Below are 25,826 nucleotides of genomic sequence, written 5' to 3'. Positions count from 1 at the left end.
GAACCGGCGTGATTATTACACCCGGCTTCCTTTGTAATCCCGGCACGGAATCACCTGCTTGCGCATGAGGTGAACTCCGTGCCTTTTTTGTGCGGTGCAGCCTTCGCTTGAGTGTGTTGGCCGGACGCTGGCGGAGACCGATAGCCTGCTTTGCGACTAGCCCGTAGCCCCTTCGCGCTGCTGCCCGGCGGTCCCCGGCACCCCGATCGAAAGCATAAGCGCTAGTTTATAAAAAGCTTTCCAGCGGATAGACGAATAGGTCACCGCACTGATCGGCGGATCGAAACTATGATTGTAAACGGCGTAATCTTTGACATAATCGTCCTTCATATAACGTTCTTCAATCAGCAGCCTTTCTTTGGGGTGGAGACGGCTTACCGCCATTTCGATTCTTTCGCAGTAACGGCGCCGGCGTTCCGGTTCTTCCACGTTATAAATCGCTATGCTTGCGGTCTGATCGCTTGTGACATTCGTCGGCCCGTGAAATTTTTCCGTATAGCTCGAAGTAATCGTCGCGGTTCTTTCTTCGAAGGTGATCGTTTTATACATCCGGTATTTGAGCAGCGCTCCCTCAACGGCTGTTTTCGTCTTTTTCCGGTCAAGTTCCGGCATCTCGATACTCGTTTTCATAGGCGGTAAGCCCTCCTTTATAGGTTGAATCTCCTCTAGCGGCAAGCTTCACGGATTGGCGCTGCTGCCTTCTTTTTCCTCTCTTAAGTATATTACACAATAACGTTATTTCATAATTCAGTAATAATTTAAATACGTTACACGAACAAGTGTTCCCTTTAAAAAGCTCTTGTTTTCTTGACTATTCTTAGTTTTTTAACTACTATTACAGTATTCTGGAATAGATAGAGGGTGAATCTCATGACACTTATCGATACTATAAAAGGATTGATGAAAGAACAGGGCCTTACCCAATATAAGCTCGCGCAGAGGGCCGGAATTCCGCATTCCACGATGAGCACTTTACTGAACGGCAGCATTAAAAATCCGTCCGCCGATATGGTCGCCCGGATTGCCGAGGTTTTGCAGGTCACGACGGATTATTTGCTCGGTCTTTCGAATCATCCCACCCACGAGCATTCCCCTGATCAGACGGACAAAAAAGAAACCCGCAGCCAGTCCAAAAACTCCGACCCGCACCGCAACGAGAAGGAGTTTGTCGATAAAATCGAACTTTCGGATGAAGAATTGCTGAAACAATTCAGTCTGGAACTTGACGGTCGGGAGCTTTCGAAGTCGGAGACGAAGAACATAATCGCTTTTGTCCGCACGCTGCGCCAGAATAAGTAGCGACCTTAATCAAGGTTTTCAGCTCGATGCCAAGTATGACCGCCAATGATTTCAGGTCTACTTTCACGGGTGCGATAGGTCGTCACCTCCAAGATGATGGTAGAGATCCGTGTGAGATGTACGCTTATTATACCACAAAATACCCCTAAATAGGAACGTAAGTTCGTATTTTATGTGCACAAAACCAATTATCCCCTGTCGACTTTGAGCCTCAAGCTTTAATAGCCTTTCTATTTCGTCGTTTTCAACTCCCTGACTGACCCTTGTGATTATCAGAAAATATCCAGCACAAACATCCGAAAACAAAAAAAGCCCTTCCAACCGGATTCGGTTGAAAGGGGTAACGGTATCTTGAATGAGACTCTTTGTGCATTGTTATTCGGACATTAACCGGCTGACGGTGTCGTGCCGGATTCTTTCGGTTCCAAAGTTTTATCCGTTTTAATTTGAGCGGGATTATACTCCATCCAGGCTTTCTGAATCGCCGCGAGAAGCTTGTCCGGCGTTACGTTCAGTCCTCTTGCTTGAAGTTCGCTGGCGGCATATACGATGGCCGCGTTCATTTTTTCCTTTCCCGTTAAAATCAAACCCTGCGTTTCCGCAAAAGCCATCGCTTCCGATGCCACTTTCATGATGATTTCCTGCTGTGCCGCATTCGTTCGAGCCTGAAGCCAGGCAATTATCGACGTTTTAGCCGCGTGAATGAGAACAGTCAAAACTCCGGCCAATGCCGTCACGAGCGCCAGAATGACCGGTGTCAGCAAATCCGTCAACTGCTGTGCCATATGTGAATTCCTCCTTCAAATGTTTAATTGAGCCGATCCAACCGATCAAACTGCGGCTGCCGGAAGCTCCATACAAATAACATAACTGATGGAAGTCCGGCGTCACGTGACACCGCACCCAGCACACGAGCAATGGCACCGTATTCCAGATCCATGGGTTAATAACCCGGTAGGTGAAGGCTTGAATGCGTGTAAAGTGTGCGGGCAGGCAATCAGGGGGACGAAAATTTCCACCGTTCCCTGCAATGTGACACGCTCAGCCGCGCAGTTTATCGGCCATTCGCCGGATAAGAAGAGCGGTGTACTCGGGGTCCGGCGTCTTTCCTCTGCTCAATATGCTGTTCCAGTACGCGGGTGAATCGATTACTCCGTGTTCGTGAAGTTTGGCGATTGCCGCTTCCAGCGCTTTGGATGAATCGGGCTGCGCCTGCGGCCGGGATTTGTCCGGGGACACGGGAATCGGCCCCAGCGAAAAAGCCTCGGCCAGACCTTCCGCTGTCGAAGCGGCCAACTGATCCAAAAACGCCTCGTTTTTCAAAAGTGAGGCATCCGCCGCCCGATCGATAAAACCGTATTCCAGCAAAACCGCCGGCATGACGGTATGACGAAGCACGGCCAGATCGCCGGATTTGCGGCCGCGGTCTTGGAGCCCGTACTTGGCAAACGCCGCCGCCACCTTGGCGTGAATGACGGAACGGAGGGCTTCAGTCCGGGAACCCGCAGCCGTGCCGCTGTACACGAAGGATTCAAACCCCGTACCTCCGCCCGCGTTGATGTGGACCGAAACGAAATAATCGGCTTGAAGCCGGTTGGCAAATGAGCATCTTGCTTTCAGATCGGCGGACTTGTCCGTATCGAAAGCCATGTCATCCGTCCGTGTCATGCGGACATCCGCTATGCCCCTGAGTTTATTCGCAATACGTGACGCGATTTTCAGCGTCAGTTCTTTTTCCATTAATCCGCTGCCGATTGCGCCCGGGTCGTTCATCCCGTGTCCGGGATCCAGGACAATGACTGGTTTTTTCATCGGTCATACCCTCCTTACCAAATAGAAAAAGCCCTCAGCCGTTAAGCCGAGAGCCGGTGTCCGTATAATCAGAACGGGATGAAGCTGAATAAATACGCGATCACGGCCGCAATCGTAACCGCGATTACATATTTTGAGAAGCTCATCCAGGCCAGCTGTGCGCTCGTCCTTTCTTTCTGTCCTTCCAGGCGTTCAGAGCTGCCGTCCCGTGTTACCTGCTGTAGCAGTTCGGCGTTGTCTCTGGTCATCTGCTGAAACACGTTGAACATCCTCGTTTCGAAACCGTCAAATCTCGTCAGCACCTGACCGACCAGGGTCTCTGTCCTGGCCTGGCCGGCATACAGCTGCCGGATATCGGCTTCGTTTTTTTGCTCGCATCTCTTCAGCTCCTCGATATCCGCCCGGAACTGCTGGCTTTCCATGTTCAGTCTTGCGAGATGCTCGCCGAAGTTTTCAGGGGCGATGGCCATCGTTATCGTCACCTCCCGTCATAGGCAGGCTGTTTACCTGCCGGTTTGGTGTTCGGGATGGGAAAGATCCTGATTTTCCCGGCTGATGTCTGGACGTTTAGAATATACATAATCAAGAATACGCTTTTTGTCCTCCACTATTAAATTGTAACTGTCTACAATATCTTCAATTATACCTTGTTTGTTGTTATACCTTGTGATGCAAGCATTCGCAAAAATACGAATTTTAAAGTCGTCCATCAGCATAACGCCGCCTCCATAAATTAATTTAAAAGGGGCCACAGGCCCCACCTTTATGCAGAAAATAATTCAACAAGCGCTAATTCGATATCAGCTATACGGGAAGCATTAGCCTTTGCTTCTTCCAGCTCTTTTTGCAAAAATCGGATCAATTCTTCTTGAGAAAGCGGTCTGTCTTCGAGTTCGTGCCAGGCTAGTCCTGTCAGCGGATTTACATACATAACCGCTTCTTTTCCTGAGGGAACCTCTTTTACTTCCTCATAATCAATTACAATACCCTCTTGCAGTTCCTCTTCCGTCAATAAGTCGGGACGGTAATCTATAAGCGATATTCGAGCTCTATCTTCACGTACGGATATATATTTAACAAATACTTTCATAGGTTCCACCTCGTTCTCATTTATGGTTGTTCAAATTTGATTCGTGTCACAATTCTGTATAAATAACCATTACCGTTACTATTGTTTAATACAAGAACCCCACCTAACGAGTCAGGAGTAATACTCGAATAGTTGGATGCGTTTGAGACAGTGTACCTAGCGCTCATTATATGAACAGCATCTTCCGAATAATGCTCCAAGGTGTTCTTTACAAAAGTGTAAAAACCTGCAACCGTACTAGCCCCACATTTTGATACTTCTGAAGTGCCTGTGTTGTAAGAATATTTTGAACCGTCCGGCCTGATATAACCGATGTACATTGGTTGATCGGACCAAGAGTTATTTTTATAAACGTATCCAATGGAGCCTTTTGCTGTCACCGCCCAATCCGTATTGTAATTGCCCAACTCATATTGGGTAACTACATTTAATCGAGCGTCCATCTTCCTAACATAGTACATATAAGGTGAACTATTAGATGAATAGTAATCATAATAGATGTGGCCCGTGGGACCGACCATCAATTTCCCCTCAAAAAATTCAACTCCAATACGAGGGACTGTCCGCACTAAATTCAAATTCAGATCAAAGTATGAAATACTCCCATAGCTGTCCACTCCATAAAAAGCATCGTTTGCTGCAGCAATTGCTATAAAGGATAGCCCGATCTCCTTTTTAAATATCAAGTTTAGTTCTAAATCGTATACAGCTGTTGAATAATTCCCAGAAGTACTATATACATAAATCCTTTCTTTAAAAATTGCTATTCCATTAGCGGATGATACAGGCACGCTCTTGATAAGTGACATGTCTGCAAGTTCAACCTTGTTTACATTGGAACCATTAATGCAATAAAGCTTGTCTTTATAAGTAGCAAAAGTATTTCTACCGGTATTACATGCCGTCCATTTACTCCATGAAACGGAATCCGAGGAAAATCCAACCGGCACTCCCTCCGCTCCACCCAGACCGGCAGGTTTCCATTCGCCTCCATTCCAATACTCGAGTTTCCCGCCATTTACTCGAACGGTTTCATTTGTTACGACTTGCCGCCATGGATACCAGGTCGTTACGCCGGCATTCGATTGCCCTCTTCGAACAAACACTTTGTCCGTATTGAAGTCATGAGCTGTCTGCTTCACCCAATTCGTATCATAGGTGTGTGAAATCACCTCATAGTAATACCATCCTGCACCAGGTGCGTTCGGGCAGCCTTCACCATTATAAAAACCGGTTTGTTTGATATTATTGAGGTCTGTTCCACTGATTACCGTTGTTTTCCGCGTTAATAGTTCATCGCCGTTCCATTTAGCCATTTGTCCTTGCTGGGTGATTAAATTAATACCGCCATCCGTGTATTCATTCACGATGTGAAAATTATGGATGCCTGCTCCCGGATATCCGACATACCCTTTTCTTCCTTTGGAAGCTCCTTCGGGATATAAGGCTTGGTAGACGTGACCCACCCCAAATAAAGATAGCGCGTCTCCATCACCCGTAAAATTCCCTTTAGAAAACTCGCTTCTGGCACTGCTGGATATAGCAGGAGCCAACGTTTTCCAAACAGGAGTAAACTCAGTCCCTGCAGTTGTGGCGATCCGTCCGGTGTCAAAATACTCGATATTTCCGTAATTCAGCCGCAGACCCGTGGCTCCGAGAGTGGCATGGGTATTGGAATAGCGGTGTTTTCCCCCTTGATCCACGTAACAGTTATTCCCCCATACGGTCTGCCCGCCGCTGCTGGCACTTAAATCGCCCCATGCGTTAACAGAGACTTGCTTGCCGGTCTGGTTAGTCGTATCGACGACAATCGGACCTTTGATCGTTCCGTCCGTTGCCTTCTCAATAAAAGCCGAAGAAGATTTTCCTTGGAGGAAATCGGCATCAAGCCCGCTGCCGGATCCGTCCACTTTTTTCAACTCGGTTAAAATTTCCTCGCCGCTTAGCGTTATGTCGATTGCCGCGATACGATCATCCGTATATTTTTTGGACCGGTCTTCGGCATCATGAAGATCGCCTTGAGTCGCATAAACGAGGGAACTGTCTATGGTTGCCGTCACATTCGCCGCATTGCCCACAACCACGATCGCGTCGATGGACTTCTCGATGATGTCCGCGCCGCCAACAGGCGGAATATATTCCGCATTACTACCTGCGTTGCCGTAGCAGTAAAGGATTTCTCCCTCGTCCGGGTCTTGTGCATAGATGCCGATTTCCCGGAAATAAAAGCCGGTTGTCACATCCTGGTTGGACAGAACGGCCCCGATGACCGCACGGCCATGGGTTTGAATTTTCAGCTTGGAAATCGCTAAAGATTTCTTCTCGCCGATCAGCTTTGTCAATGCCGGAATGGACTGCCCGCCGAGCTGCCCGTCCCCTACTCCCATCCGGGTATAGTTCAGCGTTACGCCTACTTGGGCTTTAGCTTGTAAATTACGCCCTTTGTTCGTCAATACAAATCCGCCAAAGGCTCCCATTATCCCACCTGCCTAATTGTCATTTTTTCGCCCATATGAAAAACGCCCCCGACATACAGAGGCATTTCTTCCGTCTGGGATAAAATCACACGCTCGAGCCGGGCGCTGAGCCGTTTAACGGACTCGACCGCCCGGTAAAATTCGCGCGCTCTTTCCTGCGTCACTTCCGGGTTGTTCGTGATGACGCGAAAACGGAAAGGCTGACCGCCATATTCGAACCATTCCTCGACTCTGCCTTCGCCGAAAAGCGCGGCGACCAGCTCTTCTACCGCGGAAGGCGTTCCTTTGCGTTTGTGCCAGCGGAAAGCGTTCCGGACGAGTTCACGCTTTTGCTCCAGAGGAAGCTCCGGCTCGTAGAAATCGACGTGAAACTGCCACGCCAGCTCATCCGCCTCTTCTTCGGTCAGTTTGTCCAGACGGTCGTAGAACGTCAAACGTCCGATTTCTTCGCTAAGCTGCCGCAGCTGACCGTCCAAGGAGAGAGCCGCCGCCCTAACGGTTTCGTCTCTCTTCAAATTCGGCGGCAAAATGTCCAGTAGACTTGCGTGTTTAAGCTCAATCATCGGCAAGCCCTCCGTAAACGATGTTCACCTTGCCGTCCTGAGCGACTTTAAGGGCGGAAAGCTCCGTATACGCCGGGCTGGCGACATTCACGCGGAGGGCTCCGGCCGCCATCACGCGGCCGATCAGTTCGGAGGGGTTAATATCCCGGCCGAGTCTGGATTTCTGCCAGAGCCGATACCCCTCGACCGCTCCCGTGACGGCCGCTTGAATCGCCGCCGAATCGGCGGCACGGCTGCGGCTGACCCAATAGGTCAAGCCGATGTCGTAGGTCACCGTTTCCGGAGCCCGCACGGTGACATGATCGGTGAGCGGCCTCACCCGCCGGTCGTTGACGGCCTCTTTTACCGCATCGAGAATGTCCGCGGTCGGCAGCTCGCCGCCGCTCAGCAGCGGCAGCACAACGACTTCGCCTTCGGCGGGAGACTCAACCCCTACATCCACGATGGCAGGATTCGCCGATTTCGCCCAATATTCGTACGCGCCTTCCGGGCCTGCCGTTGAAAACGACTCCGGAGCCGTACGGATCCGTTCGCGGTAAGCGTCGTCCGATTCCGTCTCGGAACCTCCCGAAGATTCCGTCGTATTCCGCACGCTGACGACAAACGGAATCGGGTCCACGAGGACGTTCAGAATCCCCGGCTCAAACCCGTTGCCTGCCGTCCCCGGTACCGCGCATTCCGCGGATACGGACGCCTTAAGCTGTCCCGGCACAATTTCGGCGACTTCAGTCGTCACGAAATAAAGGGCGCCGCCGCTGCCCTGAGGCCCGACCCGGGTTCCTTTCGGAATCACCGTGGCGGAATTGAGCGGCATGGACAGTGTGAACTCCACCGTCGTAACGGCCGCCGCCGCTTGAAGCCGCTTTGTTTCGGTCATCTCCCCCATATGATCGAGAAGGGTTCCCCTCGCATATCTAAGCAGATTTTGCCTCGCCGTCTGGTTGATCAGCACACGCTGATGCACGATCATATTCGCCAGCGACATCAAAAAAAGGCGTTCGGGGTCCGCCGGAAAAAGCTTGCGGCCCGTAATCGCCTCATGTACGGCCAGAATTTCCTGAATCGTTTCCGCCGCATCTTCCTCTATAAACTGAACAGCGCCTTCGTTCAAACTCATCACCCCTCTCTCAACCTGAAGCGGACGACAGGGACGAGCCTGCCTGCGCTTCCGCTCGTTTCATCTTCGTAAAAACCGATTTCTTCCACCAGAGCCCTGGGCTCCTGTTCCAGAATCGCAGTCATCACGCTGCCGCCCATTCGCGCTTTCGCAACGGGTAGGGGTTCGTCAAGATCCTGGAAAGGAATCCCCATCCTTCTGGCAAAAGGTGCCGACCCCGCAGGCAGACTGAGAATCGTCCGCAAGTTCTGGATGACTTCTTCCGCTTCGCTCTTAGGACCGAAATAAAATCCGTCCGGTTCCCGCATGTCTACGGTATAATCATTTCTCATACATATTCCTCCAAAGAAACGGAAGCCGACGCGAGTAAAATATTGCCCCGGTTATCGATTTTATCCCAGGATTGCTCCAGAGACGTGATGACCCAGAAGGCTACGCCCAGTCCTTTGCCGCCTATAGTGAGAGACATCGCTTTGCCCGAGCGCTCGGTCTCTACCAGCTTGTCCAGCTCCTTGCGCGGGTTAATCCCGTACCGGAGGTCGAACCGCATCGTAAATGAGATTGTATCGAGCCCCGGACCGATCCACTGCGTTCTGGCTTTTTTACCGAGAATCTCGTGCTTGGACCAGCGGCTGGAACTGCTTCTTTTAAAATCGTCGAAAGTCCGTATCGTGTCGGCAGTCGCAATAAACACAATATCGCCCAATGTGCCGATCATAGCGCCTCACCGCCTCTCGTTAATGTTCCCGTCACGATCAGATCGCCCTCGATTTTCACGCTGCCGGCGGGTTTAACATGGAGCACGCCCGACTGCCGGTCGTAATAAACGCTGCTGCCGTCTTCAAACCATACGCCGCGCTGCGACGGTAAACCGGGAGGTCTTCTACCCGCCGTAAAAAAAGTCCCCAGGCAGAAACCCGCCTGAAGACCGCTGCCCGCAAAGGCGCAGAGCACATTCTCGCCGACCGCCGGCAGGCTGTTTCCCCGGGCCCATCCTCCCACGGGAGAAACGACCGGCAGATCGGCCGTAACGTAATGATTCCGGTCCGGAAAAGTCACCCGGACGGTCCCCTCCGAAGCCTGGACGCTGGATACGATGCCGGCCCGGATTACAGGATTATCTGAAGCCATCTCACCACCCCAGTACTTTTCGGATTTCAATATCGGTCGTGTAGCCGCTGCTGCCCATTTTGTGGCTTGCACTCTCGATCAGGTATTTGCCGTCGAACCGGTTCCATCCCTGAAGAAGAATGGTAACCCCCGAGGCCATACGAACATCTCCGGATAAGGAGAGACTCGCTTTTCCCGCTTCTTTGTTCTTCTCGCGCAAACTCTTGGCCGCAAGACGCATAGCCGCCGCCTCGGAGTCCACCTGTTCGTTGATTTTCAGCACAGGACCTTCCGCCGGAGCGCCCGGAGGCACGTACAGGGCCTGATAAGTTTTGTTTTTCACCGAGTCCGAATAGGTGACCTCACAAGCCCGGTAAGCGGTATAAGCGGTGCTCCAGCCGAACTTGTGACTCGCAACGGCGTCTTCTCCGCGGACGAGGGTCAGCGCCGGATCTTTTTTCTCATACTCCGCCTCATCAAATAAGACGAGCTGGCCTTCGGACACTTTTACCGCAATTCCCTCTTTCATGGCCTGCTCGTTCAAAAAACCCAAATCGGACTGATCGGTCTGTTCCAGTCTCTCATAGGAAGGATTGACGTCAGCCGAATAAAACAGCGTCAGTCCGGCTGCTCTTGCCACATCGCCGGCCAGTGTGCGAAGGGTGACATTTTCCCACGCTTTCGTGCGCTTCTCCTGACGGATCCCGGAATCGACGGGCAGCGAAACCGCCTTAATGCTTACGGTGTCCGGCGGACCTCCGAAATCGAAGGAATCCACTTCAAACGTTCCGCAGGGCAGCTTCTGCTCTTCCTCCGGATAGCTCCAGCCGAAGGTCCTGATTTCGGCCTTGATCGTATCACCTGCTGACGGCGACCAGGGTCCCTGCCAATTTTGCAGCCGGTCCTCAAGGGAAAGCTGAAGATCGTCGAGCGATCCCGGCGCCGCATCGTTGTACGTAAAATCCACAAGGAAATCCGCCAGGGATTGGGTGATGTCTTTGCCGTTATATTCAACGGCCAGTTCTACCCTTCTTGCGTCCAACGTGTCATTCATAGGGGGTCCCTCCTTTTCCAAGGCGGGAGCGTATCCGACGATTGAGCCGGTCTAGGCGGAATCTCAAGAAAGATCCCGGCGGGAAAAACGACGATTGCCGCATGTACTTCGTTGGAATTCAGGAGGAGCGGCATAAACCGCTCGCTCCCGTAAAACTGATAAGAGAGCCCATCCCAGGTATCTCCTTGAATCGTGGTGTAAATCATACAAAGCTCACCCGCGCTTTTTGACGTAAATAGGTGTTGAATTCTCTTTCAAAATCCCGTCTCGTTCTCTGCTCCATCTGCTGGACAGCGGCCTGATCGGCATTTCCGTAGAAGTTATAGGACGGGTTAAAAACAAAGGCCCCGCTTCCGGACGCGCCTCCGGCTGGCGAAACGCCCAGCATCCGGCCTGCGGCCGCAAACAATCCGCGGCTGCGGTCCGAATTGTTGATCGGAATAATAACCTCGCGGTCTCCTCCTTCGCCGATCCAGGCGATCGTCGGGCTGCTTACCACGCCGCCTTTTGCAAATCCACCTATGGGGGTTATAGGCGTAATATTGGCACTGTATGTCTTGCCAGCCGCCCACGGAGACCATTCCGGAATTTCAATTTTGATATTGTTAATAGCTCTGATAACTTCGTTTATCATGCCAATAACCCCATTGATCGGAATGGAAATCGCATTCCCAATGGTGGAGAAAATCCCTTTTACCATATCCATAAGTCCCTGCCAGGCGGCCGACCAGTTACCCGCGAATACATTCGTGATAAAATCAGTGGCTCCGGTCAAGGTTTGAATCACGCTGTTCACGATGGAGCCGAAACTGTTCATTACGGTGCTGACTCCGCCTTGGATCATCGTGAACACGAATTGCACGGCACTGAAGATACTGTCCAACACCGGCTTAATAATGGTGAACAACGTACTGAAAGCCTGAATAATCGCGTTGCCCAACCCGTAAATAGCCGGCAGCATATCCGACACGGCTTTAGTCAGGACAGGGAATACCTGGACGCTCAAAAATGTGAAGATTTGAGAGATAATCGGCCATATTTTGCCCATTAAATAAGCTCCTACGGGTAAAAGAGCCGCCATTGCGGAAGTAAACAGGGTGTAAAAAACGGCACCGACCTTCATGATAACCGGCAGGATCTGCTGCACAATGCTTCCGATGGAAAGAAAAATACTCTGAATATGAGGAATAAAGCTTTGCCATGTGCCGATAAACAGATCTTTCATGCCGGATACCTTATCAAAAACAGAGGCAATGCTCTGCACAATCATCACAGCATCACTGTCCCTGAGTCCGAGCATTTTGGCGTAATCGAACGCTACACCCATCATTTTACCGTCAAAACCGTTCTGGAACAGGTAGGCTACATTGTCTGCCACGCCCGTAATAACAGGACCCACCGTGGAAGCAATACTGCCGAATACGTTCTTGACGATAGGGCCCACTTTCATGATGACCTCGCTGAGCTTCTCCAGTAGCGGAATCGCCATGTCTGCAAGGGGGAACAGGAAATCGGCGGTCAGTTGTCTCCCCAGTCCCTTGAACGCATCGCCGATGGTGTTATATTTGACCGAAGCCATTTCATTCATGGTGTCCTTCGTCATGTCGAACTCGCTGCGCGTGCTGCCCATGGCCGTCAGCACATCGTCGCCGAGATCCTTGAACGATTCCCCGAACAATTGGACACCGAGCTTGCTTTTCAATATAGGGTCCTGTACGTTCCCCAGAGCTTGAGCCACTTGTTTAAAAGCGACTTGCGCTTCAGGTCCACCTGCCGCAAAGGTTTTGACCATTTGCCCGGCATTGAGGCCAAGCGCCGCAAAAGCGTTCCTGCTTTCTTCTCCGCCTTCTTTTGATTTCTCGCTGAACGCTTTGACAGAATCCCCGATAGCCCCCAAATCAAGAGAACCTGATTTCAAGCCCGCACCGAACGTATCAAACATCTGGCTGGCGGAAAAGCCGATCTCTTTAAAAGAAGAACCGTACTTGTCGGCCGATTCCAGCAGTTCATCCGTTCCCAGCCCCTTTTGGGAGCCCTGAGCGAACAAGTTATAGGCTTCCTTACCGGAAATGCCGAATTCCTTCATGACGGATTTTGCCGATTTGGCGGAGTCTTTAACATCGGTCTCAAACACGTCGCTGAAAATCATCGCGTTGCGTGTCGTTTCTTCAAGCGCCGTACCCTGCTCGCCGGTCAGTTTTTTAACCTCCGTCAAGGTACCGACCACATCGCCCCAGCCTTCGCCCAAGTTTTGCTTGTATAAAGACGTTGCCGAACTTTTGATTTGAGCCATTTCCGCTTCTCCGGCACCTGTAGACGCTTGAGCCTGATTTAAAGCCGACTTGTATTCATCAATCTTCCCCACCACGTTTACCACGACGTCAGCAACCTGTCCGAATACGTTAAACCCTTTTTTGAATGCTTCCAGCGCTTTCTGTGCGCCCCCGATTGCCTGCTCGGTCTGTGCCACATCCTGGCGGATGGGCTCGGTTAGATTAGCCGGCACCTCAACCTGGTTCACACTGCTGAGTTCATCTTTTAAAGACATGATAAGTCCGATCGTCGTTAAAATATCCCCAAATTCGAATTCGAATTTGCCGAATTTTAAAGCCGGTTTTGAGGCCGATTTTTCAGCGGAACCCGCAGCGGAAGAGCTGCCGGAATCCGTAGTCGCCACGGCGGTCGAAGCAGCACCTGAACTTCCGCCCGATGAAGAACCGGAACTACCCGACGAACCCGACGTTTTTTTAGGTTTGGCCGCCTTCTTTGCGGATTTTTTTTTAGCCATCTAGTCTCACCCCCTTTTTGCCAAAACTTCTTGGATCGGCTCCGTCCATTCCAGCAGCTCGGCTACCGGCAGACTTAGCCAGTAAGGAATGGGCGTCTTGGTGGCAACCGAGAAGGAGGCCACCAGCTTGCGCAGGGTGTGTCCCCCTTCTTTGCCCATTCCTAGCCCAGCAAAAAATTTTGTGCCCTAACAATAATTTTGGAGAAATCCTTGCCGGGAAGCGCCTTAATCAGATCCACCGGGACTTTGGCCGCTCGGGCGGCTACCAAAGCCTGATACGCCTGGGAAATTTGCTTCACCGGCACGACTTCGTTTCCAGAGGACATCGTGTTCATTTGTCCCTCGCAGGAGAGCAGATCTCCGCCCGTCAAGCTGTCGAAATCGAGCAGCAGCTCGGTATATTCGGTTCCCTCAAAAGTAAACGGCCGACTGAGCTTGTAGACACGCTCATCGACCGTTTCGTTTTGACCTGCCTCTACGGATGGATTTTTGGTTTTATTTTCAGACATGTGGATCATTTCTCCCTTCGGATATCAGTTGAATTTGAATTAAAGTGCGAGATCCGCACGGACGGATGCGAGCTGGTCTTTGCCGTTTACGACAAAAATGTAGTTGAATTTGTCCACTTCCAGCATAACTTTGCCGCCTACGGACACTTTCAGGTAAACGACTTCGAATTCAGTGGAACCTTCCATAGCCGCACCGACTTCGAGACTGCCGAGCGTACCGGTTTTCGGGAAAGCCCGGACCGTAATCTTGGCGCCTTCGGTCGCGTAAATACCGGTCGCCGTATTATAGGACTGCTGGGAAGCGCGGAAATCGAGCGCATGCGCTTCGGGAGCGAGAAGCTCCAGAGCGGCCGGGTCCATCGTGTTCCAGGTTAGCGAACAGGTCATCGGACCGAATTGGCCGATCGTCGGGCTCTCGACTTCACCCGCGATACCCGCTCCTTTTACGGATTCGGAAAGATACTCGAGGCTGGGCAGTTCAACGGTCGCTACCCCCAGAAACTGACTGCCGTTCTTATATACCGTATACCCTACAACTTTATCGCGTACTTGTTTAGCCATTGTGAAATTCCTCCTTAGGATTGGATGGCGCCGAGATACTGCGCATCATATTCGATTTTGAACTGGATTTCCTGAGCCGGGCTCGGCGGTGTAACGAAAATATGGAATTTCAGCTTGCCGTTCATCAGATCGGCTGCGGGATTCTCTTCTTTGATAAATTCCACGCGGCCTCCGAGGATATAACCGCTCGCCTGAAGACCGTTCATCCAGATATTCAGGGAATCCGTCACGGATTCAACGAGACGTTTGTTGGCAGGGTCATCGACATGCTTCCAGTACGTCAGGATGACCGAGTTCTGGATCCAGTCGAACATGCGGCGGACCGGAATAAACGCATTCTGAGGGTCCGTAATTTCCGGGAAAGCGGCCGTGCGGTTGCCCCAAGTCTTCCAGCCTCCGACAAAGTTCAGCGCGGTGAAGATGCCTTGATTGTTCAAATATTCGGCTTCGTCCGGTCCCAGCGGAAGCTCGGTGCCGTTGTCTAGTACCGTTCCGTCAGCTTGGAGCAGTTTATTGGACGGCGATCGGTGCGGCACGCCGTCGCTCTCCAGATCGGTCCGGCACATCACGCCGGCCAGGTGCGTGGAGAAGCGGTACGTACGGCCTTCCTTGGTCACGTTCGGATAAGCGGCGATTTGACGCTCGCTGTTATACCCGTTTTCTTTCTTGAAAACGGCAAGGTCCGTGAAAGGACGGTCGGCAGGCAGATCAGTCAGCGCCATCGCTTTGAAATGACCGTTGATGCTTTCCGCTTTAGCGGCCAGAACGGATGCGACTTGCGGGTCGTGAGAGAAGCCGGGAGCGAGAACAAGCGTCGGAACGAGCTGAAAGCGCGGGAACACCTGCTTGATCAGGTCCAGCCCGGTCACTTCGCCCGTTGCGGCATCGGTTCCGCCGATAAGATCGGCCGCCGTCACTTTGGAGCGGTCCAGCTTGTCGTAGCCGACTTTAAGCGCGGTTGCCGCCGGGCTGATCGCGCCGCCTTTCACAACGGAAAGCAGCAGACGGCCGTTTTTATCAAAAGCGAGCGTGTAATCTTTCTCTTTGATGTAAGTCGTCGTACCGTCCGCGGATTGGACCGTTACGCTGGAAGGCAAAATACCCTCTGCGCTCAGGACGGCCATTCCCGCTGTCACAACCGCTTCGGACGGAGCGGCGGACGTTTTATGCTCGGCCGGATCGAGAACGTTGATCAGCACAACCGGCGCCTGCTTGTACAAACGGAAATGCGAGTACATGAATTCACTCAGCGTGTAAGCTTCCCAGTCTTCCGAGTAGCCGAAAGCATCCACAGCCTCATCCCAGCTTTTGCAAAGGACCGGCGTATTCACCGGCGCTGCGGCCAGTTTCGAAAGATGAACGGGCGCCGTACCGAATACGACCGGAATGGTCGCCTGCGGAGAGACCGGGGTCATGACCGAGAAAGGCACCTCGCTTGTATAAATACCGTGACGTTCTGACATAGTTAATAATCTCCCTTCGAATGTAGACAAATTGGTTTAGATGGAATTCTTACTCACTAATCTTTAAAAACCTGAAGCTGCGTCTCTCCTGAGTTTCTACGAGCTAATCGTAGATCAGGTCTTCGCGGACCGGCGCCGGCACGTTCCATTCGGTGACCATTTCGGCCGTCCACTGCGGGTAAGCCTGCGTATTGGCAAGCTTCCATTTCAACGGACGCTGTAGCTCGAACATCCCGCCGATGACTTCCTTCTTAAGAACGGCCTGTCGTACTTTCTCGATCAGATTCAGCACGTCCGCATAACCGAACGGGTCTGTCGAGGAGGTTCCGAAATGAAGCCGGACCTTAACGGAGCCTTCTTCATTCCCGTCCTCGCCTTCCAACGCCCTGAGCAGTACAAAAGGAAACAAGCCCTCCGGCAGCAGTTCCGCAGGTTCGTCCGGCTTCGCCGGCGGAAACTTTTCGGCTCCGGGAAGCCAGCCGACATGGACGGTTACGGGCCGTTCGCCCGTCCCGGTGTCCCGCACCGATTGTTCCACAAAGCTCTTAAGCGTCTGAAGCAGCATGTTCGTGCTCACCGGACTTCACCTCCACGGATGCGGCTCCGGACGTATTCCGGCCAAAGCCGCTGCCTCCATTTATCGCGGTGCGTTATCGTATTCACCGCCTCCTTTCTATCGTTAAAAATCCTTCATCCCCGGCTGGCGGTTACGGAAGGATCTTCGGTTCAGGCAATCGGGAGAGCTTTCGGATGATCCGGCGAAACAAAAAAGCAGCCCGGCTTTAAAAGCCGCTGGCTGCTGATTGAAATGGTTTCCGGTGTTCGTGTCTCTCTCTCGATTTCCTATGTTATAAATATACCTGACCCTGAAGCAACTAACACATGATTTTCCCATAAAAAACAAACAACAAAAACATAGCTTTTTTAAAGTAATTTTATCGGGCAAAGGCGCAGCCCTCTCCGCTGTGCATCGGGCACTCCAGCCACCGCAAGCTGCGCGGCCTTCCCGCAATCAATCATGCCCGGTCAGGATCGGCCGCCCAGCCGAAACTCTCGAACCAAAGGCCCTCCCGCCGGTTCAAAAGCGCTTCGCGTACATAGGGCACCATCTCGGCGGGAAGACTCTTTTCCGGAAACCAGCGGAGCTCTTCGCATTTATGGGGTTCCATGTTGCCGATTTCTCCCTGCCAGCTGTGCGCCCTCAGGAAAAAGTCGATCCACTCGGAATTCGTGTTTTTGCGGTGCATAATGCCGGTGATCTCCAGATCCTCGGGCCGGATGTCAATTCCCGCCTCTTCCTTCGCTTCCCGCACGGCGGCGGCTTTCACTTCTTCTCCGCCGTCGATTCTTCCGGCTACGACACTCCACTGGCCGTCCGCGAACCCCGTATTTTTTCTCTTTAATAGAAGCGTTTCTCCATTGCGGGACAGAAAAACATGAACGGAACCGTAAAATATAGGTGTTCTCATTTTTTTAACCTCCATGCTATTGAACATTAAGCAAAACTTTTCTGAAACATATTTCGTTTCATATTATGAAAAACCGTTTAGTAGTAAGTGGAGCTTTGCAGATTGACCTGCAAGCTCCCGATTTTTGACTTTAAATTTATGAAAACAAACGCTTTTCCCCTTAAATTTCAAACATTCTGTGGCGGAGGTTGATCGTTTCCAAAAAAAATTTGAAAAATCTATCGTTTTTTTAAGTTTCCTTTAATATTCGTAATCTATACTATTTTCAAAGATTGATCTATCTTACAGGAGGTAGAAATCACATGAAAACCATAATCGTATTTAACAATCAAAAAATACCCGTCTTTTATACAGAAGCGAGCAAAAAAGCGTTAAGCTTACTGAAAATTGCCCTTGAAGCGAAGTGGAACAACGGAAAACGCGCTGTAAAGACTTGTCTGGAGAACCTTATCTCCATCGAAATCGAGGGAACGGAAGCGATTCTGCATTCCCGCCGCGAAAGCGATACGCTGGCTTTGTCTCTCTATTAAAACGCAGTAACCGCTATTGCGCCGCAAACAATTGATCAGGCCTCTTACATACGGCCCCGCGAAAAAGATCCCTTCCGGGATCTTTTTTGTATGTATCGCGGTAATTTTCGCGGCTTACCGTTTTTCGTTAACCGCTTCATTGCGGAGCGCCTGTTCGAAATCGGCGATGGTTTTTTTAAGCATCGGCCCTTTATGGCCCGAAAGCATCCGTTTGTTTTCCTTCTTCAACACCGCCAAAATAAGCTCCTTCTGATCCCGGCTGAGCAGCATGATCCCAACCTCCCTTTCCCCGGCAAATCTTCTGCACGTCATCCTGTAAGGCCGGCTGCCTTTCCTTCCCTTTTACGGGAGTCTCCCTATTTTATCATGTTCGCCGCTTACCGGGATAGACCCGGAAACTTTGCAAGCCTCCTGTCATATTTTCCGCGCTAGTTTGATATAGATACAATATCACGGATGACAAGCTAAGAGAGCTGAGCCGAGCATGATACCTTTCCTAAGGAGGCAGTGTGAAATGAACGAACTGACCCTGACGGTCCGACCCAAAATCCAAAGGTTCCTGAACGGAACGAAGCGGCTATTTATCGACGGGGAATTCGTCGATTCTGTTTACGGACGCACGTTCACGACCCCGAACCCGGCAACGGGCGACATTTTGGCGGTCGTAAGCGAGGCGACCGAAGAAGATATCGATCTGGCGGTAAAAGCCGCCAGACGCGCTTTCGACGAAGGCCCCTGGTCCTCCGTCAGCGCCGCGGAACGGAGCCGGCTCATTTACCGGCTGGCCGATCTCGTCGAAGACAACCTGGAAGAGCTCGCCCAGCTTGAGACGCTCGACAATGGCAAGCCGATCGCGGAAACGCGCGCCGCCGATCTGCCGCTGGCCGTCGAGCACCTCCGCTACTTCGCCGGCTGGTCCACGAAAATCGTCGGCCAGACCATCCCCGTCAGCGGCGGGTATTTCAACTACACGCGTCATGAGCCGGTCGGAGTGGTCGGGCAAATTATCCCGTGGAACTTCCCCCTGCTCATGGCGATGTGGAAGCTCGGCGCCGCGCTCGCTTCAGGCTGCACCGTCGTGCTCAAGCCGGCGGAACAGACGCCGCTCTCGGCGCTCTACCTCGCCGGCCTGATCCAGGAAGCGGGCTTCCCGCCGGGGGTGGTCAATATCGTGCCGGGCTACGGGGAGACGGCGGGACAGGCGCTCGTGGGCCATCCGCAGGTCGACAAGATCGCCTTCACCGGCTCCACGGAAGTCGGCCGCTCCATCATGCGGCAGGCTGCGGACCGCTTGAAGCGGGTGACGCTGGAGCTGGGTGGGAAATCCCCGAACATTATTCTTCCCGATGCCGATTTGTCCAGGGCCATTCCGGGGGCGCTTTCGGGAATCATGTTCAATCAGGGGCAGGTCTGCTGCGCGGGCTCACGCCTGTTCATCCAGAAGAAAATGTTCGACAACGTCGTCGCCGACCTCGTGCTGTATTCCCGCAAGCTTAAGCAGGGTGCGGGTCTGAGCCCCGACACCCAAATCGGGCCGCTCGTATCCGAAGAGCAGCAGAACCGGGTGCTCGGCTACATCGAGCGCGGTCTGGAGGAAGGCGCCGAACTGCTGACGGGAGGAACGAACCCGTTCGAGGAAGGCTATTTCGTGGCGCCGACCGTTTTTGCCGGTGTCCAGGACAGCATGACCATCGCCAAGGAGGAAATATTCGGCCCCGTCGTGACGGCTCTGCCTTTCGAGGATCTGGACGATGTGATCGCCCGGGCCAACGATACGGATTACGGACTGGCTGCCGGGCTGTGGACCGAAAACGTCAAAAACGCCCACTATATCGCCGGCAAGCTTCGCGCCGGTACCGTCTGGGTCAACTGCTATAACGTTTTCGACGCGGCTTCCCCGTTCGGCGGTTACAAGCAGTCCGGCCTCGGACGTGAAATGGGGTCTTACGCGCTGAACAATTACTGTGAAGTCAAAAGCGTCTGGATCAATCTGAACTGAACCTGATTTTACGACGCGGCCGGCATCAGGCTCTGTCCCTTTGGGACAGAGTTTTTTCATGCACAAAATAAACCGGGATAATAATCGATATTTCCGATTGATCTCATCAAAACTTTCGGATTTTCCGATACCGATTTTGATTGTAAACTTGAACAAACGACTTACAACAAATGGAGGTATTCCCATGAAAGAAATCGCCGCAAGGATTCATAACAGGACTTATGAGATCGCATCGCTATTGGAGACGGCGGAGGAGTCGCTGCTCACCAGACGTCCGGGACCGGATAAATGGTCCGTTAACGAAATTCTCGGACATCTCTGCGATTCGGCTCTCAATAATCTGCCCCGGTTTATCGTAAGCCGGTATGCCGCTCAGCCTGCCGTGTTCCAGCCTTATCAACAAAATTTCTGGGTAACCGCGCAGAATTACCGGGATACGCCTTCGGATGAAATTATTACCTTGTGGGGAAGCCTGAACCGCCAGGCTGCGCGGGCTATCGTGTCCGTTACTCCGGAGCAAGAGAATCTGCTCTGCAAAATCGGAGAGAACGAGCCCGTTACACTCCGCTGGCTTATCGAGGATTACGAAGCACATCTGGAACATCACTTGGGCCAGATTATCCGGTTGAAAGAGCAGCTCGAAGGAGAAATTTAACAAACGGCCGCTCCGGAAATATCCCGTAAGCTTTTATACCCCGTGAGCGTGAGGCTCCCGGCGAGCGGTATTTCCCGGCGTGAAGGAGCCGGTCGGCCACAACCCGAGTAATCATCTCCGGCACCAAAAACGAGAAGCCTGTTGATTAAATCAACAGGTTTTTTTCCGTACCCCGATGAACCTGTGCCTGCCTGCGGCGCTGCAATTTCCAGCGGCCCCGGAACGTCCGGCGGGCCAAATTTGCTGAACCCCCCTAGCGTTCCTCCTTGTTTTCTCCTCTTTTATGCGGCTTCACGAGCTGCAATATATGCTGCATTGGCTCGCATCCGGTCGCATCTTTCTTAAGTGTTGCCTGCTCCCTTATCCGCATTTTATAATGAAAGCCTGATAATAAAAAATACATTTTATTACTAATCACTCATTCCTTGAAGTATATAAGAGGAGGATCTATGGAAATTTTGCAGCTCCAGTATTTCCGTACCGTGGCCAGGCTGCAGCACATGACCAAAGCCGCCGAGGAGCTTCATATCGCCCAGCCGGCACTCAGCAAAACGATTGCCCGTCTTGAGAACGATTTGGGCGTTCCTTTGTTTGACCGCCAAGGACGGAAAATCGCACTCAATGCGTTCGGGAGAGCCTTCCTGAAAAAAGCGGAGGTCGCCCTCAGCGCGCTGGAAGAAGGCCGCAAAGAAGTCGCGGATATGGCCGGCATGGAGCAGGGCAGCATCTCCATCGCTTCGCCGGTCCTTAACCGGCTGTCGGGTCCCTTGGGCGAATTCCTCGCCCGGTATCCCGATATCCGGCTGCGGCTTACGCAGGTGCCGACGGAGGATTTGGCCGGTATGCTCGAAAACGGGGAAGCGGATTTCTGCTTCACCGCTTATCCGGTCGCCCGGCCCGGAATCGTCGAGGAGCCTGTTCTCAGCGAAGAGGTTTTTCTGGCCGTACCGCCCGGACACCGGTTCGCGGACCGCACGGGCATCTCTTTGCGCGAAGCGGCCGGGGAGCCTTTTATCGGGTACAAAAAAGAGCACGTCTTTCGTCAAAGAGACGACGCGCTGTTCCGGCAGGCGGGCATGACGCCCGATTTTGTCTGCGAAGTAAACGAACCGTCGGCCAAAGCCGCGCTCGTCCGTGCGGGACTCGGCGTCGCGTTCGTCGGAGCCTGCAACCGCAGTGAAGAGCCGCCGACGGCGCTGATGGTCCGGATTCCGATCTCGGAACCGGCCTGTTCGAGCTCTTACCTGCTGGCCTGGCACGAGAAACGCTATTTATCCAAAGCCGCTCAAGCATTCCGCGATTTCATCCGTCACTATTTTTCGTCCGGTATGGATACGGAGACTTGAAACGGCGAGAATCCGGTAACGTTACTACAACCCGCCGTTCCTCCGCATTTTGTTAAGAGAGATGCAGATCCGTATGTGTCCGTTCGCCTTCACGCGATTTGAGAATCGTGAGACTTCCTTCGGCCGATACTTTGGGAAGAAAGCCGCCATACTAACACAATAACGGTAGCTTCCTTGGGGGTTTCTGGTTATAATGATTCAAGCGAAACGGATACGGATGTAAATACCTGGCGTTTCGAGGGTGGGCCGAGGGATACTTCAGAAAGAAGGATGAATGTTGGTACGTTTTCTCGATCGCCGGTTCGGGCTTGAGGCCCACGGAACGACTGTGCGCCGCGAGCTCTTGGCCGGATTGGTGTCTTTCGTGACCAGCGTCTATATTATTATTGTCAATTCCGCGATTCTTGCGGATGCCGGTATCCCCGTTCAGGCGGGGATGATCGCCACCATCGCCACTTCGTTCGTCGGCTGCTGGCTGACCGGCTGGTGGAGCAACACGCCGCTCGTTGTCGTCCCGGGCATGGGAATCAACGCCCTATTCACGTACACCGTCGTGCATACGATGGGACTGTCTTGGCAGGAAGCGCTTGCGGCCGTCTTCGTCTCGGGGCTTCTCTTCTGTCTGGTCGCCTTTACGGGGCTGGCCGGACGGATCTCGCAATCGGTTCCGCACACGCTGAAAGAAGCTATCGGGGTCGGTATCGGACTGTTCCTGACGTTTATAGGCCTGCAAAAAAGCGGAATCGTCGTGCCGAGCGCCTCGACGTATATCGCGCTGGGCAATCTCGGCAGTCCCGAAGCGGTCGTCACCCTGCTTACGCTCGCACTCATGACCGTGCTGTACGTCCGCGGCGTGAACGGCAGCTTCCTCATCGCCATCGTGTTCGGAACCGCCGTCGCCTGGCTGCTCGGCCTCGTAAACCCGGCTGCCGGCGGACCCGGGTTCGGACTGCGCGATGCCGCCGCCGTGTTCGGCGCGCTATCGTTCGGAAGCCTCTGGACGGTGCCGTTCTGGATCGCGGCCTTCTCGATGGCGATGGTCATCGTCTTCGAGAATCTGGGCCTGATCCACAGCCAGACGGCCAGCTTCGGGCGCCCGGACACCTACCGGCGCGCCTTCCAGGCCGCGGCCTTGTCGAACGCGGCCGCCGGATTGCTCGGCTCGAGTCCGACCGTATCCGCGGTCGAAGGCTCCGCGGGCATCGCTTCCGGCGGGCGCACGGGGCTGACCGCCCTGTTCACGGGCGTGCTGTTTCTCGGCTCCTACTTTGCGGTGCCGCTGCTGCAGGCCATTCCGGACAGCGCGATCGCTCCGGTGCTGATTATCCTCGGCTCGCTTATGCTCGGCAGCATCAAAGCGATTCCTTTCGAGGATTTCAGCGAAGCGTTTCCCGCGTTTCTCGTGATCGCGCTGATCCCGCTCACTTACAGCATCGTCGACGGGATCGCTTTCGGCTTTATCGCTTACCCGGTCGTAAAACTTGGGGCGGGCAAAGGCCGCCAGGTTTCCGTCACCCTGTACGTCATTGCTCTTCTCTTTCTCCTGTACGAAGTTTTGCAGGTCATGAGCAAATAACGGAAGCTTTGGAGCAATCGGGTTTAGCCGGCTTCCGCGGCGCTCTTTTTCCGGCATAAAAAAACGCCTGTCCGCGCTTCCTTCTCGGAAGACGGGCAGGCGAATTTTTTGACTCGAAGCCGCACGGTCACGAGCTCCATCCCGAAGCCATGACGATAAACGTAACTAGGGCCGCCAGACCGACTACGAGGTAGACGGCTCCCTGGACTTTCTTTTTCTGAAAAAACCGCATGATGCTCATGCTGACCATCGACCCGATAAAAAGGATCAGCAGCAGGCTCGTTACGAACATGCCGGTTGTTAACGCGTCCAAAGAAGTTGTTGCCACGACGTTTTCCACCTCGATAAGATTGGTTTTCCGGTATCCTGTAAAGATCCTTTCTCGATTATAACCGGAAACAGGGCGAAAACGGTACATTCTTTCTACATTTCTATGAACAAAAAAGAAAGGCGGGGGTCCGGATGATTCTGCATAAAGGCGAAGTGCTGTTCCGGCAGGGGGAACAAGGACCCTTATTCCGCATCCGGAGCGGTCTGTTTAAAGTCGTGCGCCTTCAGGAGAACGGGGAACAGTTTCTGTTCAACATTCTGAACCCCGGGGAGTCTGATCCCCCACCATTCCCTGCTCACGCCCAAAGAATACCATGGGACCGCGATTGCCCTAATCACAAGCGAAGTCGAGGTCATTCCGGCCGCGCAGTGGTACGCGGAGCTTCAGGAGAACCCCCTGCGCTACCGGGACGCCGCTCTTGTGCTGCAAGACAAGCTGAGAGCGATGCAGCAGCGCATCGACCAGCTTACCGCGCTCACTCCCGCCCGCAAAATCGAGCTGCTCGGGCAGTGGTTCGCGCGGTATGTCGGGGACATTCCGCTTGGCGACGTGCTAACCCAGGAAGAGATCGGTCAGCTTGTCGGTCTGCGGCGCGAAACGGTCAACCGGCTTCTGCGGAAGGGACGCTGAGCGCCAAAAAAACGGGTCCGCCATGGAGGCGGACCCGTTTTCTTTTACAGGTTAAGGGACGGTCCGAAAAATTCATAATGGAGAGATTCCGCCGGAACGCCCAGCTTCCGCAAGTACCCGATCATATCGCGCATAAACGATACGGGGCCGCAAATATAATAGTCGGCCTCCGCTCCTGCTTCCGCCGTAATTTCCTTCAGCTTCTCCGCCGTCAGCCGTCCTTCCGAATGGAAAGCGCCTTCCGATCTGTCTTCGTCCGCCGGCCGCGTATAACAGATATGCGTGCGCAGACCGTTTTCCGCCGCCCCGGTTATCCCCTCGTCCCGGAGCATATCCTTCATGGCGTGCAGTTTGCCGCAGGCCGCCGTGTGGATGAACGTAACGGACCGCGCCGGCTGCTCGGCCCGGATCGTTCTGAGCATGCTCGTCAGCGGAGTCAAGCCGACTCCCGCGGACAAGAGAACGACCGGCGTATCCGCGGAACGGTCCAGCGTGAATGCCCCGGCGGGTGCCGAGAGCAGCAGCGCGTCCCCCTCCTGCACGGCTTCGTGCAGATAAGTCGACGCGATTCCAGGCTCGCGGGTATCCGTACCCGTTTCCTTCTTCACCGAGATCCGGTAATACGGCTGTCCGGGGCGGTCCGACAAGCTGTACTGCCGGTTCACGAGATGTTCGCGCCCGGGGATCTTCATCTGCACGGTCACATACTGCCCCGGCTCGAAAGACGCCAGGGGTCCCCCGTCCTCCGGAACGAGATAGAACGACGTGATGTTTCCGCTTTCCGCCCTTTTTCCGCTTACCGTAAACTTGCGGAATCCCGCCCAGCCTCCCGGCTGATGTTTCGCCTCATCCGTCATCTCCGTCTCTACGCCGATAAAAGCGCCCGCGATCACGGAGTAAGCCTCTTCCCAGGCACCGAGAATTTCCGGCGTCGCCGCGTCGCCCAGCACCTCGGAGATAGCGGCAAGCAGATTCTCCCCGACGATCGGATATTGGTCCGGCGTCACACCCAGACTTACGTGCTTATGGGCGATTACCTTAACGGCCGGCATAATCTCATGAAGCCGGTCGATATGAACGGCGGCCGCATAAACCGCATTGGCCAGAGCCGTCTGCTGCCGCCCCTGCTTCTGGTTGCCGTGGTTGAACAAATTCAGCAGCTCCGGGTGGCTTTTGAACAGCTTTTCATAAAACCGGGTCGTAATGGCTTTGCCGTGCACTTCGAGCACCGGTACGGTGGATTTGATAATAGCTATCGTTTCGGGTTTCAACATAAGTAATCTCCCCTTCGTCTTCGTTCTTGTTTACAGTATAAAAAATCACACCCCTTTCTCCGGTGATTACGATCACACCGCTTATTGCAGCTTTGTGAACACTCTAGCAGCTCTTTCTTCGGCTTTTTTCGTCATAGAGTCGGTTTTCCCTTCATAGGATGAAGTATCATCTG

The 25,826-nt window shown here is 53.2% G+C and carries 30 protein-coding genes and 1 pseudogene; 7 read left to right on the top strand and 24 right to left on the bottom strand.

Going from position 1 to position 25,826, the window contains the following annotated elements; translation table 11 throughout:
- Positions 1 to 156: 156 nt before the first annotated feature.
- Positions 157 to 630 carry an ArpU family phage packaging/lysis transcriptional regulator gene (locus ABC395_RS09975; RefSeq protein ID WP_413002634.1) on the bottom strand — a complete coding sequence of 158 codons (474 nt, stop codon included), beginning with the start codon at positions 628 to 630 and terminating at the stop codon, positions 157 to 159.
- Between the two features lie 240 nt (positions 631 to 870).
- Here ABC395_RS09975 and ABC395_RS09970 point away from each other — a divergent pair, with 240 nt between their 5' ends.
- Positions 871 to 1,299 (top strand): helix-turn-helix domain-containing protein, encoded by a 429-nt coding sequence (locus ABC395_RS09970; RefSeq protein ID WP_413002633.1) that lies wholly within the window; start codon positions 871 to 873, stop codon positions 1,297 to 1,299.
- Positions 1,300 to 1,685: 386 nt separating this feature from the next.
- On the opposite strand, the gene ABC395_RS09965 is transcribed toward ABC395_RS09970, so the two are convergent.
- From ABC395_RS09965 to ABC395_RS09870, 20 genes are all read right to left on the bottom strand, one after another.
- The gene (locus ABC395_RS09965; RefSeq protein WP_413002631.1) at positions 1,686 to 2,084 is read right to left on the bottom strand and encodes a phage holin, LLH family; all 399 of its coding nucleotides are present in this window, start codon (positions 2,082 to 2,084) and stop codon (positions 1,686 to 1,688) included.
- Positions 2,085 to 2,340: 256 nt separating this feature from the next.
- Positions 2,341 to 3,111, bottom strand: coding sequence for an N-acetylmuramoyl-L-alanine amidase family protein (locus ABC395_RS09960; RefSeq protein WP_413002630.1), 771 nt, complete (start codon positions 3,109 to 3,111; stop codon positions 2,341 to 2,343).
- Between the two features lie 68 nt (positions 3,112 to 3,179).
- Entirely contained in the window at positions 3,180 to 3,581 is a 402-nt protein-coding gene (locus ABC395_RS09955) for a hypothetical protein (RefSeq protein ID WP_326055742.1), read from the bottom strand.
- 33 nt (positions 3,582 to 3,614) lie between these two features.
- On the bottom strand, positions 3,615 to 3,827 hold the full coding sequence (locus ABC395_RS09950) for a hypothetical protein (protein ID WP_413002628.1): 213 nt from the start codon (positions 3,825 to 3,827) through the stop codon (positions 3,615 to 3,617).
- 47 nt (positions 3,828 to 3,874) lie between these two features.
- Entirely contained in the window at positions 3,875 to 4,201 is a 327-nt protein-coding gene (locus ABC395_RS09945; RefSeq protein WP_413002626.1) for a hypothetical protein, read from the bottom strand.
- Positions 4,202 to 4,221: 20 nt separating this feature from the next.
- On the bottom strand, positions 4,222 to 6,678 hold the full coding sequence (locus tag ABC395_RS09940; RefSeq protein ID WP_413002624.1) for a phage tail-collar fiber domain-containing protein: 2,457 nt from the start codon (positions 6,676 to 6,678) through the stop codon (positions 4,222 to 4,224).
- Positions 6,678 to 7,241 (bottom strand): phage tail protein I, encoded by a 564-nt coding sequence (locus ABC395_RS09935; protein WP_413002622.1) that lies wholly within the window; start codon positions 7,239 to 7,241, stop codon positions 6,678 to 6,680. The genes ABC395_RS09940 and ABC395_RS09935 overlap by 1 nt, the downstream gene beginning before the upstream one ends.
- Entirely contained in the window at positions 7,234 to 8,358 is a 1,125-nt protein-coding gene (locus ABC395_RS09930) for a baseplate assembly protein (protein WP_413002620.1), read from the bottom strand. Before ABC395_RS09930 ends, ABC395_RS09935 begins: the two co-directional genes overlap by 8 nt.
- On the bottom strand, positions 8,358 to 8,690 hold the full coding sequence (locus ABC395_RS09925) for a GPW/gp25 family protein (RefSeq protein WP_413002618.1): 333 nt from the start codon (positions 8,688 to 8,690) through the stop codon (positions 8,358 to 8,360). The genes ABC395_RS09930 and ABC395_RS09925 overlap by 1 nt, the downstream gene beginning before the upstream one ends.
- Positions 8,687 to 9,076 (bottom strand): phage tail protein, encoded by a 390-nt coding sequence (locus ABC395_RS09920; RefSeq protein ID WP_413002616.1) that lies wholly within the window; start codon positions 9,074 to 9,076, stop codon positions 8,687 to 8,689. Before ABC395_RS09920 ends, ABC395_RS09925 begins: the two co-directional genes overlap by 4 nt.
- A complete protein-coding gene (locus tag ABC395_RS09915) occupies positions 9,073 to 9,489 on the bottom strand; it encodes a phage baseplate assembly protein V (RefSeq protein WP_413002614.1) in 417 nt (138 codons plus the stop codon). Before ABC395_RS09915 ends, ABC395_RS09920 begins: the two co-directional genes overlap by 4 nt.
- Before the next feature lies 1 nt (position 9,490).
- Positions 9,491 to 10,522, bottom strand: coding sequence for a phage late control D family protein (locus ABC395_RS09910; protein ID WP_413002612.1), 1,032 nt, complete (start codon positions 10,520 to 10,522; stop codon positions 9,491 to 9,493).
- Complete coding sequence (locus ABC395_RS09905; RefSeq protein WP_413002610.1) at positions 10,519 to 10,728, bottom strand: tail protein X; 210 nt, start codon at positions 10,726 to 10,728, stop codon at positions 10,519 to 10,521. The genes ABC395_RS09910 and ABC395_RS09905 overlap by 4 nt, the downstream gene beginning before the upstream one ends.
- Complete coding sequence (locus ABC395_RS09900; protein ID WP_413002608.1) at positions 10,725 to 13,310, bottom strand: phage tail tape measure protein; 2,586 nt, start codon at positions 13,308 to 13,310, stop codon at positions 10,725 to 10,727. The genes ABC395_RS09905 and ABC395_RS09900 overlap by 4 nt, the downstream gene beginning before the upstream one ends.
- Positions 13,311 to 13,316: 6 nt before the next feature.
- Positions 13,317 to 13,469: a hypothetical protein gene (locus ABC395_RS09895; protein ID WP_413002607.1), complete on the bottom strand. Its 153-nt coding sequence runs from the start codon at positions 13,467 to 13,469 to the stop codon at positions 13,317 to 13,319.
- 2 nt (positions 13,470 to 13,471) lie between these two features.
- Entirely contained in the window at positions 13,472 to 13,819 is a 348-nt protein-coding gene (locus tag ABC395_RS09890; RefSeq protein WP_413002605.1) for a phage tail assembly protein, read from the bottom strand.
- Positions 13,820 to 13,858: 39 nt separating this feature from the next.
- Positions 13,859 to 14,380 carry a phage major tail tube protein gene (locus ABC395_RS09885; protein WP_413002603.1) on the bottom strand — a complete coding sequence of 174 codons (522 nt, stop codon included), beginning with the start codon at positions 14,378 to 14,380 and terminating at the stop codon, positions 13,859 to 13,861.
- Between the two features lie 14 nt (positions 14,381 to 14,394).
- Positions 14,395 to 15,843: a phage tail sheath family protein gene (locus tag ABC395_RS09880; RefSeq protein WP_413002601.1), complete on the bottom strand. Its 1,449-nt coding sequence runs from the start codon at positions 15,841 to 15,843 to the stop codon at positions 14,395 to 14,397.
- 103 nt (positions 15,844 to 15,946) lie between these two features.
- The gene (locus ABC395_RS09875) at positions 15,947 to 16,420 is read right to left on the bottom strand and encodes a hypothetical protein (protein ID WP_413002600.1); all 474 of its coding nucleotides are present in this window, start codon (positions 16,418 to 16,420) and stop codon (positions 15,947 to 15,949) included.
- A 439-nt stretch (positions 16,421 to 16,859) separates the two neighbouring features.
- Positions 16,860 to 17,312 (bottom strand): NUDIX hydrolase, encoded by a 453-nt coding sequence (locus ABC395_RS09870; RefSeq protein WP_413002599.1) that lies wholly within the window; start codon positions 17,310 to 17,312, stop codon positions 16,860 to 16,862.
- A gap of 302 nt (positions 17,313 to 17,614) precedes the next feature.
- Between ABC395_RS09870 and ABC395_RS09865 the strand changes: the two genes are divergently transcribed.
- Complete coding sequence (locus ABC395_RS09865) at positions 17,615 to 17,842, top strand: hypothetical protein (protein ID WP_009675610.1); 228 nt, start codon at positions 17,615 to 17,617, stop codon at positions 17,840 to 17,842.
- Between the two features lie 114 nt (positions 17,843 to 17,956).
- Here ABC395_RS09865 and ABC395_RS09860 read toward each other — a convergent pair whose 3' ends face one another.
- Positions 17,957 to 18,112 carry a hypothetical protein gene (locus ABC395_RS09860; protein WP_181024366.1) on the bottom strand — a complete coding sequence of 52 codons (156 nt, stop codon included), beginning with the start codon at positions 18,110 to 18,112 and terminating at the stop codon, positions 17,957 to 17,959.
- Between the two features lie 244 nt (positions 18,113 to 18,356).
- Between ABC395_RS09860 and ABC395_RS09855 the strand changes: the two genes are divergently transcribed.
- The 4 genes from ABC395_RS09855 (at position 18,357) to ABC395_RS09840 (ending at position 23,418) form a co-directional block, all read left to right on the top strand.
- Positions 18,357 to 19,841, top strand: a complete 1,485-nt coding sequence (locus ABC395_RS09855; protein WP_413002597.1) for an aldehyde dehydrogenase family protein — start codon at positions 18,357 to 18,359, stop codon at positions 19,839 to 19,841.
- Between the two features lie 184 nt (positions 19,842 to 20,025).
- Entirely contained in the window at positions 20,026 to 20,496 is a 471-nt protein-coding gene (locus ABC395_RS09850; RefSeq protein ID WP_413002595.1) for a DinB family protein, read from the top strand.
- A 449-nt stretch (positions 20,497 to 20,945) separates the two neighbouring features.
- Positions 20,946 to 21,842: a LysR family transcriptional regulator gene (locus tag ABC395_RS09845; RefSeq protein WP_413002593.1), complete on the top strand. Its 897-nt coding sequence runs from the start codon at positions 20,946 to 20,948 to the stop codon at positions 21,840 to 21,842.
- A gap of 277 nt (positions 21,843 to 22,119) precedes the next feature.
- Complete coding sequence (locus tag ABC395_RS09840; protein ID WP_413006719.1) at positions 22,120 to 23,418, top strand: NCS2 family permease; 1,299 nt, start codon at positions 22,120 to 22,122, stop codon at positions 23,416 to 23,418.
- Positions 23,419 to 23,545: 127 nt separating this feature from the next.
- On the opposite strand, the gene ABC395_RS09835 is transcribed toward ABC395_RS09840, so the two are convergent.
- Entirely contained in the window at positions 23,546 to 23,746 is a 201-nt protein-coding gene (locus tag ABC395_RS09835) for a hypothetical protein (protein WP_103995322.1), read from the bottom strand.
- 134 nt (positions 23,747 to 23,880) lie between these two features.
- Here ABC395_RS09835 and ABC395_RS09830 point away from each other — a divergent pair.
- Positions 23,881 to 24,379: pseudogene (locus tag ABC395_RS09830) on the top strand (Crp/Fnr family transcriptional regulator).
- Between the two features lie 44 nt (positions 24,380 to 24,423).
- Here ABC395_RS09830 and hmpA read toward each other — a convergent pair.
- Entirely contained in the window at positions 24,424 to 25,653 is a 1,230-nt protein-coding gene (gene hmpA, locus ABC395_RS09825) for an NO-inducible flavohemoprotein (RefSeq protein WP_413002592.1), read from the bottom strand.
- Positions 25,654 to 25,826 lie beyond the last annotated feature (173 nt).

This window comes from Paenibacillus canaveralius, assembly GCF_047238265.1.
Classification (GTDB): Bacteria; Bacillota; Bacilli; order Paenibacillales; family NBRC-103111; genus Paenibacillus_F.
The sequence above is the reverse complement of the archived record's forward strand: the minus strand, read 5'-3'. Positions and strand labels throughout refer to the sequence as shown.

What these genes read in the sequence shown, in the direction of transcription:
- ABC395_RS09860 (WP_181024366.1), bottom strand. Translation starts at nt 18,112, where the DNA reads ATGCTGCTCAGCCGGGATCAGAAGGAGCTTATTTTGGCGGTGTTGAAG.
- ABC395_RS09895 (WP_413002607.1), bottom strand. Translation starts at nt 13,469, where the DNA reads ATGGGCAAAGAAGGGGGACACACCCTGCGCAAGCTGGTGGCCTCCTTC.
- ABC395_RS09850 (WP_413002595.1), top strand. Translation starts at nt 20,026, where the DNA reads ATGAAAGAAATCGCCGCAAGGATTCATAACAGGACTTATGAGATCGCA.
- ABC395_RS09960 (WP_413002630.1), bottom strand. Translation starts at nt 3,111, where the DNA reads ATGAAAAAACCAGTCATTGTCCTGGATCCCGGACACGGGATGAACGAC.
- ABC395_RS09855 (WP_413002597.1), top strand. Translation starts at nt 18,357, where the DNA reads ATGAACGAACTGACCCTGACGGTCCGACCCAAAATCCAAAGGTTCCTG.
- ABC395_RS09900 (WP_413002608.1), bottom strand. Translation starts at nt 13,310, where the DNA reads ATGGCTAAAAAAAAATCCGCAAAGAAGGCGGCCAAACCTAAAAAAACG.
- ABC395_RS09890 (WP_413002605.1), bottom strand. Translation starts at nt 13,819, where the DNA reads ATGTCTGAAAATAAAACCAAAAATCCATCCGTAGAGGCAGGTCAAAAC.
- ABC395_RS09910 (WP_413002612.1), bottom strand. Translation starts at nt 10,522, where the DNA reads ATGAATGACACGTTGGACGCAAGAAGGGTAGAACTGGCCGTTGAATAT.
- ABC395_RS09865 (WP_009675610.1), top strand. Translation starts at nt 17,615, where the DNA reads ATGAAAACCATAATCGTATTTAACAATCAAAAAATACCCGTCTTTTAT.
- ABC395_RS09915 (WP_413002614.1), bottom strand. Translation starts at nt 9,489, where the DNA reads ATGGCTTCAGATAATCCTGTAATCCGGGCCGGCATCGTATCCAGCGTC.
- ABC395_RS09970 (WP_413002633.1), top strand. Translation starts at nt 871, where the DNA reads ATGACACTTATCGATACTATAAAAGGATTGATGAAAGAACAGGGCCTT.
- ABC395_RS09905 (WP_413002610.1), bottom strand. Translation starts at nt 10,728, where the DNA reads ATGATTTACACCACGATTCAAGGAGATACCTGGGATGGGCTCTCTTAT.
- ABC395_RS09845 (WP_413002593.1), top strand. Translation starts at nt 20,946, where the DNA reads ATGGAAATTTTGCAGCTCCAGTATTTCCGTACCGTGGCCAGGCTGCAG.
- ABC395_RS09925 (WP_413002618.1), bottom strand. Translation starts at nt 8,690, where the DNA reads ATGAGAAATGATTATACCGTAGACATGCGGGAACCGGACGGATTTTAT.
- ABC395_RS09930 (WP_413002620.1), bottom strand. Translation starts at nt 8,358, where the DNA reads ATGAGTTTGAACGAAGGCGCTGTTCAGTTTATAGAGGAAGATGCGGCG.
- ABC395_RS09870 (WP_413002599.1), bottom strand. Translation starts at nt 17,312, where the DNA reads ATGAGAACACCTATATTTTACGGTTCCGTTCATGTTTTTCTGTCCCGC.
- ABC395_RS09955 (WP_326055742.1), bottom strand. Translation starts at nt 3,581, where the DNA reads ATGGCCATCGCCCCTGAAAACTTCGGCGAGCATCTCGCAAGACTGAAC.
- ABC395_RS09885 (WP_413002603.1), bottom strand. Translation starts at nt 14,380, where the DNA reads ATGGCTAAACAAGTACGCGATAAAGTTGTAGGGTATACGGTATATAAG.
- ABC395_RS09945 (WP_413002626.1), bottom strand. Translation starts at nt 4,201, where the DNA reads ATGAAAGTATTTGTTAAATATATATCCGTACGTGAAGATAGAGCTCGA.
- ABC395_RS09950 (WP_413002628.1), bottom strand. Translation starts at nt 3,827, where the DNA reads ATGCTGATGGACGACTTTAAAATTCGTATTTTTGCGAATGCTTGCATC.
- ABC395_RS09965 (WP_413002631.1), bottom strand. Translation starts at nt 2,084, where the DNA reads ATGGCACAGCAGTTGACGGATTTGCTGACACCGGTCATTCTGGCGCTC.
- ABC395_RS09940 (WP_413002624.1), bottom strand. Translation starts at nt 6,678, where the DNA reads ATGGGAGCCTTTGGCGGATTTGTATTGACGAACAAAGGGCGTAATTTA.
- ABC395_RS09975 (WP_413002634.1), bottom strand. Translation starts at nt 630, where the DNA reads ATGAAAACGAGTATCGAGATGCCGGAACTTGACCGGAAAAAGACGAAA.
- ABC395_RS09920 (WP_413002616.1), bottom strand. Translation starts at nt 9,076, where the DNA reads ATGATCGGCACATTGGGCGATATTGTGTTTATTGCGACTGCCGACACG.
- ABC395_RS09880 (WP_413002601.1), bottom strand. Translation starts at nt 15,843, where the DNA reads ATGTCAGAACGTCACGGTATTTATACAAGCGAGGTGCCTTTCTCGGTC.
- ABC395_RS09935 (WP_413002622.1), bottom strand. Translation starts at nt 7,241, where the DNA reads ATGATTGAGCTTAAACACGCAAGTCTACTGGACATTTTGCCGCCGAAT.
- hmpA (WP_413002592.1), bottom strand. Translation starts at nt 25,653, where the DNA reads ATGTTGAAACCCGAAACGATAGCTATTATCAAATCCACCGTACCGGTG.